The sequence below is a fragment of the Aquabacterium sp. genome (assembly GCF_014378415.1).
Classification (GTDB): Bacteria; Pseudomonadota; Gammaproteobacteria; order Burkholderiales; family Burkholderiaceae_C; genus Aquabacterium.
Genome location: NZ_JACMNS010000106.1, coordinates 1 through 18,196 on the forward strand (window position 1 = coordinate 1; position 18,196 = coordinate 18,196).

The 18,196-nt window shown below is 63.8% G+C and carries 14 protein-coding genes; 6 read left to right on the top strand and 8 right to left on the bottom strand.

Annotated features, from left to right (window positions below):
- From H7225_RS09575 to H7225_RS09610, 8 genes are all read right to left on the bottom strand, one after another.
- A partial coding sequence (locus H7225_RS09575) for a glycosyltransferase (protein WP_290661221.1) occupies positions 1-251 on the bottom strand: 251 nt, incomplete at its 3' end.
- A complete protein-coding gene (locus H7225_RS09580; RefSeq protein WP_290661223.1) occupies positions 244-1,032 on the bottom strand; it encodes a lysophospholipid acyltransferase family protein in 789 nt (262 codons plus the stop codon). The genes H7225_RS09575 and H7225_RS09580, both read right to left, overlap by 8 nt.
- A gap of 21 nt (positions 1,033-1,053) precedes the next feature.
- Positions 1,054-1,938 carry a MipA/OmpV family protein gene (locus H7225_RS09585; RefSeq protein WP_290661225.1) on the bottom strand — a complete coding sequence of 295 codons (885 nt, stop codon included), beginning with the start codon at positions 1,936-1,938 and terminating at the stop codon, positions 1,054-1,056.
- 8 nt (positions 1,939-1,946) lie between these two features.
- On the bottom strand, positions 1,947-2,999 hold the full coding sequence (locus H7225_RS09590) for a hypothetical protein (protein ID WP_290661227.1): 1,053 nt from the start codon (positions 2,997-2,999) through the stop codon (positions 1,947-1,949).
- A gap of 22 nt (positions 3,000-3,021) precedes the next feature.
- Positions 3,022-4,323 carry an NAD(P)/FAD-dependent oxidoreductase gene (locus H7225_RS09595; RefSeq protein WP_290661229.1) on the bottom strand — a complete coding sequence of 434 codons (1,302 nt, stop codon included), beginning with the start codon at positions 4,321-4,323 and terminating at the stop codon, positions 3,022-3,024.
- Positions 4,320-5,699, bottom strand: coding sequence for a UDP-N-acetylmuramate:L-alanyl-gamma-D-glutamyl-meso-diaminopimelate ligase (gene mpl, locus H7225_RS09600; RefSeq protein ID WP_290661231.1), 1,380 nt, complete (start codon positions 5,697-5,699; stop codon positions 4,320-4,322). Before mpl ends, H7225_RS09595 begins: the two co-directional genes overlap by 4 nt.
- A gap of 2 nt (positions 5,700-5,701) precedes the next feature.
- Complete coding sequence (gene hemL / locus H7225_RS09605) at positions 5,702-6,988, bottom strand: glutamate-1-semialdehyde 2,1-aminomutase (protein ID WP_290661233.1); 1,287 nt, start codon at positions 6,986-6,988, stop codon at positions 5,702-5,704.
- Positions 6,978-7,934, bottom strand: coding sequence for a bifunctional hydroxymethylpyrimidine kinase/phosphomethylpyrimidine kinase (locus H7225_RS09610; RefSeq protein ID WP_290661235.1), 957 nt, complete (start codon positions 7,932-7,934; stop codon positions 6,978-6,980). The genes hemL and H7225_RS09610 overlap by 11 nt, the downstream gene beginning before the upstream one ends.
- 189 nt (positions 7,935-8,123) lie before the next feature.
- Here H7225_RS09610 and H7225_RS09615 point away from each other — a divergent pair, with 189 nt between their 5' ends.
- The 6 genes from H7225_RS09615 (at position 8,124) to H7225_RS09640 (ending at position 18,195) form a co-directional block, all read left to right on the top strand.
- Positions 8,124-8,276 carry a rubredoxin gene (locus H7225_RS09615; protein ID WP_290661279.1) on the top strand — a complete coding sequence of 51 codons (153 nt, stop codon included), beginning with the start codon at positions 8,124-8,126 and terminating at the stop codon, positions 8,274-8,276.
- Positions 8,277-8,316: 40 nt separating this feature from the next.
- The gene (locus tag H7225_RS09620; RefSeq protein WP_290661237.1) at positions 8,317-8,730 is read left to right on the top strand and encodes a response regulator; all 414 of its coding nucleotides are present in this window, start codon (positions 8,317-8,319) and stop codon (positions 8,728-8,730) included.
- Between the two features lie 83 nt (positions 8,731-8,813).
- Complete coding sequence (locus H7225_RS09625; protein WP_290661239.1) at positions 8,814-9,179, top strand: response regulator; 366 nt, start codon at positions 8,814-8,816, stop codon at positions 9,177-9,179.
- 3 nt (positions 9,180-9,182) lie between these two features.
- Positions 9,183-9,722, top strand: a complete 540-nt coding sequence (locus tag H7225_RS09630) for a chemotaxis protein CheW (RefSeq protein WP_290661241.1) — start codon at positions 9,183-9,185, stop codon at positions 9,720-9,722.
- A gap of 18 nt (positions 9,723-9,740) precedes the next feature.
- Entirely contained in the window at positions 9,741-12,074 is a 2,334-nt protein-coding gene (locus H7225_RS09635; RefSeq protein WP_290661243.1) for a methyl-accepting chemotaxis protein, read from the top strand.
- Between the two features lie 19 nt (positions 12,075-12,093).
- Positions 12,094-18,195 carry an Hpt domain-containing protein gene (locus H7225_RS09640; RefSeq protein ID WP_290661245.1) on the top strand — a complete coding sequence of 2,034 codons (6,102 nt, stop codon included), beginning with the start codon at positions 12,094-12,096 and terminating at the stop codon, positions 18,193-18,195.
- Position 18,196 lies beyond the last annotated feature (1 nt).

Genomic DNA, 18,196 nt, shown 5'->3' on the forward strand with positions numbered 1-18,196 from the left:
CCACGCAGCACGGCCGCGCCCTTGCCCTGGTTGCGTGGCAGCACGAAGACCTTGAGCCCAGGATCCCGCGAGGCCATCTCCTGCAGGCCTTGGTCGGTGCCATCGGTGCTGCCATCGATCACGACCCACACGGGATACCAGTTTCGTCGAGCGGCCCTGACGGTCTCGTAGACCTGGCGGCCGGCGTTGTAGCTGGGGATTAGCACGATGTGCGTGCGCGAAGGCGCGAGCGCCTGGCTCGTTTCAGTCATGGACGGGTCGTTCGGAAGGGGTGGTTTGAACCATGAGTGCCAACTCGGCCTTGGCCAGTTCATGTTCGAAATAGTGTTGCAAGTCGCGGGTGAACGCCTTGGCGTCGTCACCCACGTTGAAGCGCTTGCCCAGCCTGACACGGTAGACCAAGGGGAAGCTGGGAGGGCGGTGGTGGATAGGCCAGCCCTTGGACAGAAAGGGCGAGCTGTTCTCGATGAACAGGGTTTGCACGGGCACCTTTGCACCCTTGGCGATCAAGGCGAAACCCGATTTGAAATCATTGACCGGCGGCTCGGTGGTGCGCGTGCCTTCAGGAAACACCAGCAGGTGGCTGCCTTGGCGCAAGTCCCGGATCGCCTGCCTCACCATGTTGCGCGGGCTGTCATTGCGGATGAAGTCTGCCAGCCGCGCGCCAGCACCCAGAAAAGGGTTATCGACCACATCGGCTTTCATGATGCAGCCGGCGTTTTGCAGGCGAGAAATCAGAAAAGCCGCGTCCAGGAAGGTCGGGTGGTTGGACGCCAGGATCAGCGAGGGCTGGCCATTGAGCGCGCCAAGCTCATCCAGCTCGAAGCGGGTCATGCCCAGCCAGGTGGTGAAGGCAAAGTACAGGCGAAAGCCGCCGCTGATGCCAGCCCGCCCCAGCGCGCGACCCCGGATGGGCGACAAAAATGGCCGCATGGCCCAAGCCACAGCACACCAGCCCAGGCACATGGCGCCCAGCACCAGCAAGCCCGCGTAAAACAGCGGGTACTGGGCCAGGGCGCGCAAGGTCTTCATGTCGTGTTCGGCAAGAGGCCGTCAGTCGTCGACGGCCACCAGCGTGGACGACTGGCCGAAGACCCAGGACATGCCCAAACCGCCCGCCAGGTAGCTCTTCTTGCGGACCAGCGGGCTGTCGTCAAACACGGCGCCTTGCAGGGTGTCGTAGCGAACGAAAGCGCCCACCCAAAAGCGGTCGAATCGTTTGCTCAAGGCGGCGGTGAATTGGCTGCCGGCGTAGCCGCCACGGCCTGCATACGCGGGGCGATCGGCGCGCGCGTACTGTGGCGCCACGTCATAAAAATAGGCGTTGCGGCGGCGGTCGGCGTAGATGGGGCCGACCAGCGCGCCCAGGTTCCAGCCGGACCAGCCCGCCACGTTCGCGACATCGACGTTCAGGTGTGGTGCCGTCTGCCATCCCGTGGACGACATGTCGCCGTGGCCCAGCGTGACGCCGCCGCTGACCGGTAGCCTGAAGTTCAAACGCACCTCGCCATTGGCGGACTGCAGCAGGTGCACGTCCAGCGCGGGTCCGATCTCGACCGACCCTGCCAGACTGGGCATGCCCTCACGTGCTCGATTGCGTTGACTTGACACCGGCAGGCTGGCGCTCGCATTCAGGCCCAGCTTGACGCGCGGCCCGTTGAACAGCTGGGCGCTGGCGCCCTCGCGGTTGGCCTTGAGCACCTTGCCCCGGTAGACCAGGTACGGCAGGGGCAAAGCATAGCCGCGCGACTCATCCGATCCCCGGTAATCGGGCAGGGACAAGGCGGCAGCGCCCAGGCCCCATTCCCACAGAGGCTTCATGTCCTTGGTCAACGCCGGTTTGGCATCGGCCAGGACGGTGCCCTCATTTTGTGCTTGCGCCGGCAACACCAGGGCCGAGCCCAGCAGCATGGCGCAGGTAAGGTGTCTTGCGGTCATCGTCATCGTCATTGGCTCCTGGCGGTGGTCGCTTCAATCTCGACCAGCAGGTCAGGACGGCAGACCACGGCCTGCAAATAGAAACAGGGCACGGCGGTGCCCAGGCGTTGTTCGATCACCTGGCGCACCAATGGCAGGTCAGCGGCATCCCGGACATAGACTTTCAGTTGCAAGTCGGCCGCTTGCCAGTCATGGGCAGGGCGCTCCACACGGAAACGTTCCATCAGGGATTCGATGTTGTTCAGCGTCTCATGGGTTTGGGCTCGCACATCGTTCAGGTGCTGGGTTTCGTGGCCCACGATGCTGGCCGTGCCCGAGATGAACGCGATTTCTTCGTCCCCGATCGGCGCCACGGCCGCCCGCGAAAAGGTCGGGCTGCGCGAACCGTACCGGGGTGGGTAGCGGTAGGCGCTCATCTGGCGTGGATTTTCAATCGGCTGCGCTGGCTTGGCCGATGCCAAGGCATACACCGTCAGTGGTCCACCCAGGCCTTCGGGGTGGCCCAAAGCGCACGCGGCTGGGGGGTGCCGCTCGATCATGGCCGCATGGCTCAGGAATGAGGTGTGCCGGCCCACGTTGAAAATGCGGTAGCGCTCCTCGCCTTGCTGGGCGCCAAGAATGTCAGGCAGGTAGTTCCAGCACCGCAGTGGGTGTGGACAGCCCAATTGGTCCAGCGCATTGAAAAGGGCATCGTAGGTTTGCTGTGTGGCTTGTTCCAGGCCTTGATCAAGGCTGAGCAATGGGGTGGCCAGCCAGGCGAATACCAGCTCGGCGAAGCGGACGTAAGCCACGCCCGCCACCTCGCCATGCTCGACCGCCGCGGCCCCGGCCGGAACCGACCAGACTTCGACCCAGGCCGCGGTGTCGTGCCCCAGCACCGGCAGCGCCACCCGGGGCCATGCCCGTGCATCCAGTCCCACAGGCAAGGCCACGTTGAGGACCTCGGGCGCACCGAACACGGTCATGCCCAGAACCTGGCGCTGTGTCTCTTTGGATTCAAGCGCCTGTACCCATTGATCCAGGGCTTCCAGCGCGATGTAATCAAGCTGCAGATGACTCATGCCTGCTCAAACCCGCTCCGCCTCAAAGGATGGGCGCCGTGTCGCTGATGTTGATCTTGCGACGGCGTGCGGCGGTGAGCGTGCGCTTCAGATTGAGCAACGAGCCGATGTAGTAAATGCCCTTGAATACGTAGATCGACGGCCAGATGGGGGTCTTGCGAAAGATGTCGCCAGCGAACAGTGACAGCACCGCTTCCTTGACCCGGAACATGTTACGCGGACCCATGAAAAGGTCGCGCATGGTGGGATTGGTCACGCGGTAGATGAACCACGAAAATTCGCGTGGGCCGCGCAGCATCACGCGGTCGAACTGCCGGTGCGCAGCGGCCAATTTGCGCGGCTCTCGCAATTGCGCGTGCACCACGTCGGCGGCGACAAAGGCGCTGTTCATGGCCAGGAACACGCCCGATGAAAACACCGGGTCGATGAAGGCGAAGGCATCGCCCAGCAGCAGGTAGTTGGGTCCGCGTGTTTGCTTGCAGCTGTAGGAGTAGTTGCCAGTCGCTTCAACTTCGGAGGCCAGCGTGGCGTCCTTCAGCCTGGCCAGCAGAGGGGGGCACAGGGCAATGGTGTCCATGAAGAACGCCTCGACGCTGTTCTGGCGGGTCTTGAGGTAGGTCGGCCAGCACACGGCGCCCACGCTGGTCGTGCCATCGGCCAGCGGGATGAACCAGAACCAACCATGCTCGAACCAGAACAGGCTGATGTTGCCCTCCTGCTTGCCAGCCAGGCGCTCGGCGCCGGTGAAGTGGCCAAACAGCGCGGCGCTGTTGTGCTTTTTGTTCTTGACCTTGGCATCCAGCTTGTTGGCCAGGAAGGTGTCGCGCCCCGACGCGTCGATCACCATCCGCGCCTGCCATGAAGCATTCTGTCCGTCGGCATGCTGGGCGTGCACCACGGCCCCGCTTTCGTCCGGCAGAAAGTCGACCGCCTTGACGCGGCAGTTCTCCAGCACCTTGGCGCCCTTGCTGGCGGCATTGCGGATCAGGATGTGGTCGAAGTCGGAGCGCCGCACCTGGTAGGCCATGTCCATGGACTTGTCCCAGGCGTCGCCGAACTCAAGGAAGGTGCGTTCCTTGTGCCAGGGCGAGACGAACTCGATGCCGTACTTGGGCATGGCCATGGCTTCGACTTCCGCGCGCACGCCCAACAGGTCGAGCAACGGCACATTCGCGGGCAGCAGTGATTCACCGATGTGAAAGCGCGGGTGCTGCGCCTTTTCCACCAGCACCACGTCCAGGCCTTGTCGGGCCAGCAGGGCGGCTGCGGTGGAGCCCGCTGGGCCGCCACCAATGATCAGCACGTCGCATGGGCTGGGTGTCATGGGCAGAGTGCCTTGAGCAGCTTGTCGTGAATCCCGCCAAACCCGCCATTGCTCATGCACAGGATCTGATCGCCAGCCTTGGCCGCTTTCACCACCTTGCTCACCAGCGCCTCGATGTTGTCGACGACGATCGCGCGGTCACCCATGGGCGCCAGCGCTTCCGCTGCGTCCCAGCCGAGTCCACCACTGTGGCAGAACGACAGGTCGGCTTCCTCCAGCGACCACGGCAACAGCGCCTTCATGGTGCCCAGCTTCATGGTATTAGAGCGGGGCTCGAACACCGCGATGATGCGTTGGTCCGGGCTGATGCGGCGTCGCAAACCATCCAGCGTCGTGCGGATGGCCGTGGGGTGGTGGGCGAAATCGTCGTACACCGTGATGCCCTTGACCTCGCCACGCAGCTCCAGGCGGCGCTTGACGTTGGCGAACAAACCCAGCGCTTCGCAAGCCACCTGCGGCGACACGCCCACGTGCTCGGCCGCGGCAATGGCCGCCAGCGCGTTCATCTGGTTGTGCTCGCCCATCAGGGGCCACTCGACGCGGCCGACCAGCACGGCGGCCTTGAGCACGTCAAAAGCATGTGGCTCGCCACGGGCGCGGAAGCCCGGCACGTCGCCCCGCACGCCAAAGCGAACCACATCGCTCCAGCAGCCACGGTCCAGCACGCGCTGCAGGCTGTCTTCTCGTGCGTTGACCACCAGGCGACCTTGGCCCGGCACGGTGCGCACCAGGTGGTGGAACTGGGTCTCGATGGCGGCCAGATCGGCAAAGATGTCGGCGTGGTCGAACTCCAGGTTGTTCAAAACGGCGGTGCGCGCCTGGTAGTGAACGAACTTGCTGCGTTTGTCGAAAAACGCGGTGTCGTATTCGTCGGCCTCGATCACGAAGGGGTGGCCCGGCACTGGGCGCTTGCCCTCGTCCAGCTCACCCAGCCGCGCCGAGACGCCGAAGTTCTGCGGCACGCCACCCACCAGGAAGCCAGGCTGCAGGCCGGCGTGTTCAAGGATCCAGGTCAGCATCGACGTGGTCGTGGTTTTGCCATGCGTGCCGGCCACCGCCAGCACATGCCTGCCGCGCAGCACGTTCTCGCTGAGCCATTGCGGTCCGCTGGTGTAGGGCAGCCCAGCGTTCAGGATGGCTTCCATCAGCGGATTGCCGCGCGAGACCACGTTGCCGATCACGAACAAATCGGGTTTCAAATCGAGCTGATCAGGCGTGTAGCCCTCGATCAATTCGATGCCCAGCGCGCGCAACTGGTCGCTCATCGGGGGGTAGACGCCTGCGTCGCAACCGGTGACGCGGTGCCCAGCCTCGCGGGCCAGTGCAGCGAGGCCACCCATGAAGGTGCCGCAGATACCAAGGATGTGAATGTGCATGCTCAACTCAATGCTTGTGCGGCGGCTGACACTGTGTCGGCGATGTCCTGGTCGGTGTGGGCGGCGCTCACGAAGCCTGCCTCGTACATGGCCGGTGCAAGATACACGCCACGCTCCAGCATGGCGTGGAAGAAGCGGTTGAACTTGTCGGACCCATGGGCCATGACCGCCTGGTAGTGCTGCGGCAGGCTGTCGGCGAAGAAAAAGCCGAACATGCCGCCCTGGCTGTCGCCCACCAAGGGCACGCCAGCTTGTTGGGCTGCGCCCACCAATCCTTGCACCAGGCTCTGCGTGCGCTGCGCCAAGGATTCGAAAAAACCGGGGCGCTGAATGACCTTCAAGGTGGCCAGGCCGCAAGCGGTGGCGACCGGGTTGCCCGACAAGGTGCCGGCTTGGTACACGGGGCCCAGTGGGGCCAGTAGGGCCATGACCTTGGCTGGGCCGGCGAACGCGGCCAGCGGCATGCCGCCGCCGATGACCTTGCCAAACACACTCAGGTCCGGCACGAAGCCCGGGATCTGCTGCGCATACAGGCTCTGTGCGCCACCCAACGCCACGCGGAAGCCCGACATCACTTCGTCGAACACCAGCAGGGCACCATGCTGCGTGCACAGCTCGCGCAAACGCTTCATGAAAGGCGCCGAGGCCCGCACGAAGTTCATGTTGCCGGCGATCGGCTCGATCATCACGCAGGCAATCTCCCCGCCCACTTCGGCAAAGGCTTGCTCAATCTGCTCGACGTTGTTGTACTCCAGGACCAGGGTGTGCTGCACCACTTCGGGCGGCACGCCGGCGCTGGTCGGGTGGCCGAAAGTGGCCAGGCCCGAGCCGGCCTTGACCAGCAAGGCATCGGCATGGCCGTGGTAACAGCCTTCGAACTTTATCAGCTTGCTGCGGCCCGTGAAGCCGCGCGCCAGGCGGATCGCGCTCATGGCCGCTTCCGTGCCCGAGCTGACCAGGCGCACCTGCTCGGCGCTGGGCACCAGCTTTAAGATCTCTTCGGCCAGCTCGACCTCGCGCTCGGTGGGCGCACCAAACGAGAAGCCATCCAGCGCCGCTTTCTGCACCGCCTCGAGCACCTCGGGGTGGCCATGGCCCAGGATCATCGGCCCCCAAGAGCCGATGTAGTCGATGTAGCGCTGGCCTTCGGCATCCCACATGTAGGCGCCGTGGGCCTTGGCGATGAAGCGGGGCGTGCCGCCCACGGCCTTGAAAGCCCGCACAGGCGAGTTCACCCCGCCAGGGATGGAGCGCTGCGCGCGCTCGAACAACGCTGCATTAATGGACATTGCGTGAGGAAGGGGAGATGTCGTTGTCGGTCAGGCCAGGTTCGTCAGCGGAGGATTCGCCTTCGCCCTCGGTTTCCTCGCCGCCTTCGCCAGGCGGCAGTGCCCAGAAGAAGCGGTCGGGGATGACGCCGCCCATGCCAGGGCGGAATCCCGAGTCCAGCGCCTGGTCCAGGAAGCTCAGGGCCTCTGACACGGCCATGTCCACCGACGTTTCTGTGGCCAGGATGGCGGCGAGGGCGGCTGACAGGGTGTCACCCGCGCCAACGAAGCTGGCCTCGAAGCGCTCAAAGCGTTCGCCAGCAATCGCGCCTTGGGCCGACGCCAGCACGTTGTCGATGAACTGGTCGGGCAGCTGGATGCCGGTCACCAGCACGTAGCCGCAGCCGCTTTCGCTGGCGGCCACGGCCAGCTCGCGGGCGGAGGGCGGGCGCTCGGATTCCCATTCGGGCAGCAGGAAGTCCGTCAGGGTCTTGTGGTTTCCCACCAACACCAGCGTGGCGGGCAGGATCAGCTCGCGGAACGCCTCCAGATAGGACATCTGGGCGTCCTCTTCCATCCACGAGACGTTGGGTAAATAAGACACCAACGGAATATCGGTGTAGTCGGAGAGGATTTCTGCGACCACGCTCACGCCCTCGGCGCTGCCCAGAAAACCGACTTTCCAGGCCGAAATGGTGGCATCTTCCAGGATTGTGCGCGCTTGCTCTGAAATCGCATCGGCGTCGATTTCGTGAATTTCAAACACCTCGGCGGTGTCGCGAATCAGCAAGCTGGTGATCACCGGCAAGGTGTGTGCGCCCATGGACGCCATCGTGGCGATGTCGGCCGCAATGCCACTGGCGCCACTGGGGTCGCTGGCATTGAAGCTCATCACGCACGCCGGTGATCCGGAGTCTTCGGCTTCGGTGGCGGGATCAACCTGGGGGCCGTCGGTGGGAGTGTTCATTCAGTGCGTCTAGCGGTGTTCAGGCCTGGTGTACAGACCAATGGGCGGGAGTCGTCCTAGCAAGCCTCACACGGCGCCAAGCGTCATGTGGTGCCCACAAACCCTTGTTTTTCACAAGAGTGGGATGGCTACAATCAGCCCATTGTATTCAAGCTGGTTTGAACAGACGTGAACTCTTCCCGCACCTGGATGTGTTTGATTTGTGGCTGGATTTATGACGAGGCTGTCGGCCTGCCCGAAGACGGCATTGCCCCCGGTACCCGCTGGGAGGACATTCCCATGAACTGGGTGTGCCCCGAATGCGGCGCCCGCAAGGAAGATTTCGAAATGGTTCAGATTTGACGGCACCGCCGCCATCCACTTTGATTAAAGGAATCGGTCCGTGACTGAAACTGGCTTGCCCGTATTGAGCGATGTCCCCGAGACCAAAGCGCCCAAAAAGATCCTGGTGATCGACGACAGCAACACCATCCGGCGCAGTGCCGAGATTTTCCTGAAGCAGGGTGGTTATGAGGTGTTGTTGGCCGAGGACGGTTTCGACGCGCTTGCCAAGGTCAATGACCATGAGCCCAGCATCATCTTTTGCGACATCCTGATGCCGCGCCTGGATGGTTATCAAACCTGCGCCATCATCAAACGCAACCCGCGTTTCGCGGCCACGCCGGTGATCATGTTGTCGTCCAAAGACGGGCTTTTTGACAAAGCCCGCGGGCGAATGGTGGGGTCTCAGGATTATTTGACCAAGCCATTCACCAAGGATCAGTTGCTCCAAGCGGTGGCACAGTACAGTGCCTGATTGAACCATTTCTGGTTCTGCGAGACGATTCATCAAGGTCGACGCCGCGTCGTCCACAGCATTCGCCAAGAGGTTGATCGATCATGTCCATTCAAAAAATCCTGCTGGTTGATGATTCCAAGACAGAGCTGCATGTGCTGTCTGACTTGCTCACCAAAAAAGGTTTCAAGGTGCGCACCGCTGAAAATGGCGAAGAAGCCTTGCGCCGCCTTCAAGAAGAAAAGCCTGACCTGATCCTGATGGACGTGGTCATGCCCGGTCAAAACGGCTTCCAGCTCACCCGAGCCATCACCCGCGACCCGGCGTTCGCCGACGTGCCAGTGATCATCTGCACCAGCAAGAATCAGGAAACCGACCGCGTCTGGGGCATGCGCCAGGGCGCGCGCGACTACGTGGTCAAGCCGGTGGATGCTGAAGAACTGCTGGCCAAGATCAAGGCGTTTGGTTGATCCATGGCGAATAAAGAAGCCCTGCGGGACCTGCAAAAACGCCTGGCCACCCGCTTGCAGGCAGCGCGTGAGCAAGCGCCAACCCGAAACTGGTTGGCGGTGGAAATCGCCGGGCATGGTTTTTTGCTGCCGCTCGACCAGGCGGGCGAGATCTTTCCCATGTCCGCTTTGCAGCCCGTGCCACACAGTCAGCCCTGGTTTTTGGGTGTGGCCAACCTGCGCGGACAGTTGCATGGCGTGGTTGACCTGCCTGCTTTTCTGGGCCTGGCCCGGCCGGTGGCTCGTTGGTCGCAAGAGCAGGGGGCCCGTGAGGCTGGCCGGCTCGTGGCGATGAACAGCTCGCTGCAGCTCAACGTGGCCTTGGTCGTTGACCGGTTGCTGGGGCTGAGAAACCCGGCAGACATGGTGGCCGGCGCCACCCCTTCACCCGACACGCCTCATTTCATCGGCCAGCAAGTGGTCGATGACAAGGGCCGTGCCTGGTACGAACTCGACCTTGCTGCGTTGACCGCAGACGAGGCTTTCCTCAAGATCGACGCTTGACCGTTTGGAGTACAAGGCATGAGTTTCCTGAGTCGAATCAAGGACCTGGGCAAGTCGCAGGACGAAGACGAAGTCCAGCCGGAGGCTTTGGCCTCCGAGGCGCCAGTGACCTCTTCACGTGTCAACACCGTTGACACCCACAACTCAGTATCGTCCACGCTTCAGCCAGGGGGTGTGAGCTCGTCCGACTCGATCATTTCCGAGGTGGCGCCTTCCGAATTTCCGCCGGATTACCACGATGCACGCGTCAAGGCCGAGGCCTTGGATGCCGCCAATGCCGACTCGCGCACTGGTTTGCCGGTGATCGGCAGTTGGCCGCTGGAGCGCCAACAACGTGCGCTGTTCGGGGCCTTCATCCTGGGTGGTTTGGGTTTGCTGCTCAGCGGCATCCTGTCGGTGAATTCCGCCGATCGCCGTGCGGCGCAAGCCGGGGCGACCGGTCAGGCGCTGATGCAATCGCAACGTCTGGCCAAGTCGGTGTCGCAGGCCTTGATCGGCCGGGCGCAGGCCTTCCAGGAAGTGGCCGATTCCGCCAAGGTACTGGCCAGCAACGTTCGTGGCTTGGCGCAGGGCGATAGCTCTTTGGGCCTGACCGAGGTGCCTGCCACGGCCAAGGAGCCCCTGTTGCCCCTGTTGCCCCTGGTGGACCGTGCCGAGAAAAACGCCAAGTTCGTGTTGGCACAGAAGCAGACGCTGACCCAGGTGAGTCAAGCCCTGCGCGAAGTGAACGGCCAGTCCTCTGAACTGCTGGACCTGGCGGAAGGCATTGCCACGGCCAAGATCGAAAAAGGTGGTGCGACGTCGGCCGAATTGACCGCGATGAACCAGATGGTCATGCTGACTCAGCGCATCGGCAAGTCGGCCAACGAATTCCTGACGGTGGAAGGCGTGTCGACCGAGGCCGTGTTTCTGCTGGGCAAAGATTTGAACGCCTTCAAGGAAATCGTCGATGGTCTGCTGAATGGCAACAAAGATTTGAACCTCAACGGCGTCAAGGATGCTGAGATGCGTGAGCCGCTCGAAGCCTTGCAAAAGCTGTTCGAGCAGACCCGCACGCAATCGACTTTCATCCTGGGCACCTTGCAAGGCCTGGTGGCTGCGCGCGATGCGCAAGTGGCCATCATTGACGACAGCGAACCGTTGCGCAAAGGCCTGGAGCAAGTGCAAACACGCTTGTCGGGCGGCGCCGGCATTGGCCAGCTGAACATCGTGTTGATCGTGATCTTCCTGGCGATCACGGTGGGGGCCGGCTTTGGCCTGCTTCGGGTGTTCTTCACCGATCAGACCCAGCGTCGTCAATTGGCCGAAGGCCAACGCCAGGAAGCCGAACGCCAAGAGCGCGAAGCCAAGCGCGTCAACGATGCCAACCAGGCCGCCATTTTGCGTTTGATGAACGAGTTGCAAATGGTCGCTGAAGGTGACTTGACGCAACAAGCCACGGTGACCGAAGACATCACCGGCGCCATCGCCGACTCAGTGAACTTCACGGTGGAAGAACTGCGCAGCCTGGTGGCCCAGGTGCAAAGCACGGTGCAACGCGCCACCGACACCACTCAGCAGGTGGAGGCCACCTCGACCGAGCTGCTGGCCGCTTCTGACGAGCAGTTGCGCGAGATCCGCGAAACCGGCGAGTCGGTGCTGCAGATGGCGGGCCGGATCAACGAAGTGTCGGCTCAGGCCCAGCACTCCGCCGAGGTGGCGCGCCAATCGCTGGCCGCCGCCGACACCGGTCTGACCGCCGTGCAGAACGCCATTGGCGGTATGAACACCATCCGCGACCAGATCCAGGACACCTCCAAGCGCATCAAGCGGCTGGGCGAATCGTCGCAAGAGATCGGCGAAATCACCGAACTGATCTCGGACATCACCGAGCAGACCAACGTGCTGGCCTTGAACGCCGCCATTCAGGCCGCGTCAGCCGGTGAAGCCGGCCGAGGCTTCTCCGTGGTGGCCGAAGAAGTGCAGCGGCTGGCCGAACGCTCCGGCGATGCGACCAAGCAGATTGCCGCGTTGGTGCGCACCATTCAGACCGACACGCAAGACGCTGTGGCCGCCATGGAGCGCTCCACGCAGGGTGTGGTTGAAGGCGCCAGGCTGTCAGACGCCGCCGGTTCCGCCCTGGGCGACATTGACCGTGTGTCACGCCGATTGGCCGAACTGATTGAGCACATTTCCGCGCAGGCTTTGCGTGAAGCAGAATCTGCGAACGTGGTCGTCTTGAACATCCAGCACATTTTTGCGGTGACCGAGCAGACCGGTGAAGGCACCCGATCAACGACCCAGCTCGTGCGCGAGCTGTCCAAGACCGCCGACGAACTCCAGCAGTCGGTGTCCCGGTTCAAGATCGTTTAAGACCTGAGACTCGACCCCCATGGACAGCATGCAAGCAGCCCCGATGTCAGACGATCTCAGCGCCCTGGCGTGGGTTCAGGAAGAACTCCGCAAGTCTCTGGATGCCGCGCACAAGGCGCTGCACCGTGGCCTCAAGGACGCCAGTTCGTCCGAGTCCGACATGGATGCGCGCGATCCGGCCGTGCTACGGCAGGCGCGACAGCAAATCCACCAGGGTGTGGGGGCGTTGGAGTTGGCGGGCTTGCCCGCCGGTGCCACCTTGCTGCGTGCCAGTGAAGCCGTCGTCCAAAAGTTCATCAACCGGCCGGCGTCGCTGACGGAAGCCGCTGTGCTGACGTTGGAGCGCGGCTCCTTTGCCCTGATGGACTACATCGGGCGCCGACTGAACGGCAAAAACGTGTCGGCGCTGGCGCTGTTCCCCCAATACGAAGCTCTGATGTCCCTGGCTGGCACCACCTTGCCGCGCCCCACTGATCTGTGGAGCCAGGACTGGCCCAAGGTGGCGCTGGAAGCGCCGTTGGCGCCGCCCGAGTCGGCTGTGCCGCGTGCTGCGGACGAAGCCACGGTGGATGATTTCGAGTCGGGCCTGCTGGCCTTGCTGCGTCGCAATCAGCCGCGTGATGCGGTCGCCTTGGCCGATTTGTGCGCTTCGCTGGCCAGTGGCTCGTCGCAACGCCATGCGCACCGTGAATCGGCCACCTGGATGTTGGCCAGCGGTTTCCTGGAAGCCCTGGCGGGCGACCATGTGCCCCTGACGGTGCATGCCAAGCGCGTGCTGTCCTCGTTGCTCAAGCAACTGCGTGTGTTGGTGCAGGGCAAGGAAACCCCTTCTGATCGCCTGGCACAAGAGCTGTTGTTCTTCTGCGCGCAGGCGTCGGGCTCGAACGCCAAGCCTGATTCGGTGCTCTCGAACGTGCGACGCACCTTTGGCCTCGACCAACATGCGCCGGTCAACCTGCTGGAATCCAGCCTGGGCCGCTATGACCCCGCCTGGGTGGCGCAAGCCGTCAAACGCGTGGCCGGTGCCAAGGATGGCTGGTCGGCCGTCGCGGCTGGCGAATTGCTGCGCCTGGGCGGCCTCAACGAACAATTCGCCCTGGTGAGCGAATCGCTCAAGCGGCTGTACCCCGATGGCGAAGTGTTGGCCGAAGCCTTGTCCCAGGCCGTGGCGCAAACCGTTCAAACAGGGCAGGCGCCTGAACCCAGCCTGGCCATGGAAGTGGCCACCAGCCTCTTGTACCAAGAGGCTTCGCTGGAAGATGGTGAGTTCGACCACGCCGATCAGAAAGACCGCATTCGCCGCCTGGCCGCCCGCATCGACGCCGTCCGCCTGGGCCAGCCAGCTCAGCCGCTGGAATCGTGGATGGAAGACCTCTATCGCCGTGTGTCCGAGCGCCAGACCATTGGCAGCGTGGTGCAGGAGTTGCGCATCAACCTGAGCGAAGCCGAAAAGAACATCGACCAGTTCTTCCGTGATCCTACTCAGCCGGCATCGCTGGTCAACGTGCCTACCCAATTGCTGGCCATGCGTGGTGTGCTGGCCGTGTTGGGCCTGGACATGGCGGGGCACGCCACGGTGCGCATGCGCGAAGACGTTGATCACCTGCTGCAACCCGACACCAATGTGCAAGAAGCCGGCGACGCGGGCGTGTTCGACCGCCTGGCCACCAACCTGGGCGCCTTGGGCTTCCTGATCGACATGCTGGGCGTGCAGCCCAACCTGGTCAAATCGCTGTTCAAGTACGACCCCGACACCGGCGTGTTGTCGCCCTTGATGGGCCGCGAGCGTTCGGCGCCGATCCCGGTGGCCTTGCCTGACCCGGTCGAAGCCGCTGCGCAAAAAGCCGAGCGCGACGAAGTGCAGACCGCGGCCGAAGCCTTGGTCGAGTCGGTCACCCGCGATGAAGTGTCCTTGAGGGATGTCTCGGACGAATTGCAGAAGCTGGCCGACACGCCCATGGTGCAAGACCAGCCGGCCCTGGCCGACACCGTGGCGTCCGCCCAAGCGGCCTTGGCCACGGCCCAGGCTTCAGACGATGAAGACGCCCAGACGCTGGCCCGCGAGCAGGTCGCCCAGGTCATGGCCGATTTCGCGCAATCGGTGTCCGAACCTGTGGGCCTGGACCTGCCTGTCGGTGAAACCTTCACCGACAGCGGCCACACCCCCCTGATGCCCACACCCGTGGTGCCGGCCGAACCCACCGGCCTGGAAGACGACGACGAGATGCGCGCCATCTTCCTGGAAGAGGCCAACGAAGTCATCGCCAGCGCCGTGGAGGCGACCGAAGGCTTGCTTGCCCAGCCAGGCGATATCACCTTGCTCACCAGCGTGCGCCGCGGCTTCCACACGCTGAAGGGCAGTTCGCGCATGGTCGGCCTGAATGACTACGGCGAGGCGGGCTGGGCCTGCGAGCAACTGTTCAACACCTGGATGGCGTCGCAAGCGCCGGCCAGTCCTGACTTGCTGGGCTTCACTTCCGAAGCGCTGGACTACATGGCGGGTTGGACCCAGGCCATCGAGGCTCGCCAAGCCCAGGGTTGGCACAGCGCCGACCTGGTCCGCGCCGCCGAGACTCTGCGCCTGGAAGGGCGGCGTGTGCCGATTGGTGGCGGATCCACCTTCGCGGCCACGGATGTCCAATCCGTCGCGGCTGAAGAATCCTCCGCCCCGGCTGACGACGACCTGTCTGACCTGACCTTGCCCCTGGTCGATCTGGGGGGCGAGCAGGAGACGTCAACGTCTCCTGAAGATGAGCCTGTCACCCAGCCATCGGCGTTCACCGATGCCCACCTGCCCAGCATTGAGGGCGATTTGCTGACCCTGGAGTTGCCGCCCGAAGAGGATGACGCCGCGGCATCGCCGCCGGCATCCGAACTTGCAGAGCCCGATTTGCTGCTGGAAGACGAGTTGCCCGTGGAGCCCGAGCCCCCAGCCGAGTCCGACGACCAGGTCAAGGTCATCGGCCCGCTGCGCATCAGCATCCCGCTCTTCAACATTTACCTGAACGAGGCCGACGAGCAGTCTCGCCGCCTGTGCACCTCGCTCAGCGAATGGGCGCTGGAGTTGCACCACCCGGTGTCGGAAGACGCGATCGCCTTGGCGCATTCGCTGGCGGGCAATTCCGCCACCGTGGGCTACGCCGAGCTGTCGCAACTGGCGCGCCTGCTGGAGCACAGCCTGATGCGTGCCCATGCGCTGGGCCGCGGTGAGCCGGAAGTGGCCGCCTTGTTCAATGAAGCGGCCGACGACATCCGTCACCTGCTGCACCAGTTTGCCGCCGGTTTCCTCAAGACCCCGAACGACGAACTGATGCGCCGCCTGGAGGTGTACGACCACACCGCCTCGCGTCGCCTGGAAGCGCGCAGCCTGCTGGGTGAACTTGACGCGGGCAATGCTGATGAAGGCCCGTCCAACTCTGACGAGAACCGGAGCCATGGGCACCTGCGGCTGGTGCACTCGGCCGATGAGTGGGCGGTGCCTGGTTCGTCGTTCGACCAGTCTTCGCACGATGAAGTGGTGCCCACGCAGCCCAGCCCCTTGGGCCAGGCCGAGATCAAATCCCTCGACTCGCTGCCCGAGGTGCTGGCCGCCTCGTCGCCGATCATGCGCAAAGCCGACAGCATCACTGGCTTGGACGACCGCGATGACCTGGAAGCCCGCGACGCCGTCGATTCCGACCTCTTCCCCATTTTCGAAGAAGAAGCGCAAGAGTTGCTGCCCCAACTGGCCAGCCAGATGCGCGAGTGGCTGGAGCAGCCCACGCACCCGGCCGCGCCCGCAGCCTGCATGCGCACTCTGCACACCTTCAAGGGTGGCGCGCGTCTGGCCGGTGCCATGCGTCTGGGTGAATTGGCCCACCGCCTTGAAACCACCATCGAGCACCTGATCGGTTCCGAGTCGATCACGCGCGACGAGGTCGAACCTCTTGAAGCCCGTGTTGATGCGCTGGTTGAAGAGTTCGAGGCTTTGTCGCAGTGTGATGCGCAGACTTACAACGCCGAGGTCAGCAAGCCTCTGCCTCCGGCCGAACCGGTCGAGTCGGTGTCGCGCGTGGTCGAGTCGCTGTCGGCTGATGCCGTGAGCCCGTTGACACCGCCTGCCCCCCCGACGCCGCTGTTGCGCGCCGCTGTGGACGTGCCTGGTGGCGCCTCGGCTTTGCCCGCCGTGATCGACTGGACCACCCTGGCCAACAACGGCCGCCGCCTGACCGTGGCGCCCAAGCGCGACCACACGCAAGCCGCCGTTCAGGCCGTGGTGCGCGTGCGTCCGCAACTGCTGGATCGCCTGGTCAACCACGCCGGTGAGGTCAGCATCGCCCGCACCCGCATTGCCTCGCAAGTGGGCCAGATCCGTGGCTCGCTCACCGACCTGACGGACAACTTGGGCCGCTTGCGCCAGCAATTGCGCGACATCGAACTGCAAGCTGACACGCAGCTCAACACCCGCCTTGAAGCCGCCCGTGCAGCCAGCCAGAACTTCGACCCGCTTGAGTTCGACCGCTACACGCGCTTCCAGGAGCTGACCCGCATGATGGCCGAGTCGGTGAACGACGTGGCCACGGTGCAGCGCTCCCTGAACCGCACGCTCGAAGTCGCCGAAGACCAATTGGCCGCCCAGGCCCGCTTGACGCGAGACCTGCAGGACGACCTGCTGCGCACGCGCATGGTCGAGTTCGAAGGCCTGTCTGACCGCCTGTACCGCGTCGTGCGCCAGGCCGCCAAGGAAACCGGTAAGCAGGTCAAGCTGGACATCGTTGGTGGTGCCACCGAAGTCGACCGGGGCGTGCTGGAGCGCATGACCGGCGCCTTCGAGCATTTGCTGCGCAATTGCATCACCCACGGCATCGAGCTTCCGGCCGTGCGCCAGGCCGCGGGCAAGGATCCAGCTGGTCTGGTGATCGTGTCCCTGCGCCAGGAAGGCAATGAAGTCTCGCTGGAGTTCCGCGATGACGGCGCTGGCCTGAACCTCGACCGCATCCGCGAGAAGGCCGTGGCCATGGGCCTGATCCAGCCAGACGTGGACGTGCCGCCTGGTGATTTGGCCCAGATGATTTTCACGCCCGGTTTCTCGACGGCCGACACCGTCACCGAATTGGCCGGGCGCGGCATCGGCATGGACGTGGTGCGCTCTGAAGTGAACGCCATGGGCGGTCGCATTGAAACGTCCACGGCAGCGGGGCAGGGCACCAGCTTCAAGTTGGTTCTGCCTTTGACCACGGCGGTCACCAAGGTGGTGATGCTGCGTTGCGGTGAGGTCACCGTGGCCGTGCCCACCCACTTGATTGAAATGGTGCGCCGTGCCAAACCGGCCGAGGTCGAACAGGCCTACGAGTTCGGCACCTACCAGTTCGCCGACCTGGCCCTGCCCTTCTACTGGCTGGGCGCCTTGCTGCAGAACAGCCCGCGCGGCGTGGCCAAAGGCCGTTCGCTGCCGGTGATCGTGGTGCGCTCGGCGCAGCAACGCATCGCCATGCACGTGGACGAAGTGTTGGGCAACCATGAAGTGGTCGTCAAGAACTTGGGGCCGCAGCTGTCGCGCCTGCCTGGCTTGGCGGGCATGACCTTGCTGGCCTCGGGCGCCGTCTCGCTGATCTACAACCCGGTGGCCTTGGCCACGGTCTATGGCGATGTGGCCCAGGCTTACACCAAAGCCGCTTTGCACGCCGTGGCCAACGGTGAAGAAACCGAAGCGCAGCAAGCGGCGGCCGTGGCTGTTCAGGCCTTGCCCCCGCTGGTCCTGGTGGTCGATGATTCCTTGACCGTGCGCCGCGTCACCCAGCGCCTGTTGACGCGTGAAGGCTACCGCGTCGTGCTGGCAAAGGATGGCATGGACGCCCTGGAGCGCCTGGCCGAAGAGGTCCCGGTGGTGGTGCTCTCCGACATCGAAATGCCGCGCATGGATGGTTTCGACCTGGTGCGCAACATCCGTGGCAATGAGCGTTGGAAGCAATTGCCGGTGGTGATGATTTCGTCGCGCATCGCCCAGAAGCACCGCGATTACGCCACGCAGCTGGGCGCTAACCATTACCTGGGCAAGCCTTACGGCGAAGAAGAACTGCTGGCCCTGGTGGCACGCTACGCCTTGCAGCGAGAGGCGGCAAGTGTGAGTGGCGGCGCCTGAG

Excerpts from the sequence above, each read along its gene's own strand:
- H7225_RS09580 (WP_290661223.1), bottom strand. The coding sequence starts at position 1,032 with ATGAAGACCTTGCGCGCCCTGGCCCAGTACCCGCTGTTTTACGCGGGC.
- H7225_RS09585 (WP_290661225.1), bottom strand. The coding sequence starts at position 1,938 with ATGACCGCAAGACACCTTACCTGCGCCATGCTGCTGGGCTCGGCCCTG.
- H7225_RS09590 (WP_290661227.1), bottom strand. The coding sequence starts at position 2,999 with ATGAGTCATCTGCAGCTTGATTACATCGCGCTGGAAGCCCTGGATCAA.
- H7225_RS09595 (WP_290661229.1), bottom strand. The coding sequence starts at position 4,323 with ATGACACCCAGCCCATGCGACGTGCTGATCATTGGTGGCGGCCCAGCG.
- mpl (WP_290661231.1), bottom strand. The coding sequence starts at position 5,699 with ATGCACATTCACATCCTTGGTATCTGCGGCACCTTCATGGGTGGCCTC.
- hemL (WP_290661233.1), bottom strand. The coding sequence starts at position 6,988 with ATGTCCATTAATGCAGCGTTGTTCGAGCGCGCGCAGCGCTCCATCCCT.
- H7225_RS09610 (WP_290661235.1), bottom strand. The coding sequence starts at position 7,934 with ATGAACACTCCCACCGACGGCCCCCAGGTTGATCCCGCCACCGAAGCC.
- H7225_RS09615 (WP_290661279.1), top strand. The coding sequence starts at position 8,124 with ATGTGTTTGATTTGTGGCTGGATTTATGACGAGGCTGTCGGCCTGCCC.
- H7225_RS09625 (WP_290661239.1), top strand. The coding sequence starts at position 8,814 with ATGTCCATTCAAAAAATCCTGCTGGTTGATGATTCCAAGACAGAGCTG.
- H7225_RS09630 (WP_290661241.1), top strand. The coding sequence starts at position 9,183 with ATGGCGAATAAAGAAGCCCTGCGGGACCTGCAAAAACGCCTGGCCACC.
- H7225_RS09635 (WP_290661243.1), top strand. The coding sequence starts at position 9,741 with ATGAGTTTCCTGAGTCGAATCAAGGACCTGGGCAAGTCGCAGGACGAA.
- H7225_RS09640 (WP_290661245.1), top strand. The coding sequence starts at position 12,094 with ATGGACAGCATGCAAGCAGCCCCGATGTCAGACGATCTCAGCGCCCTG.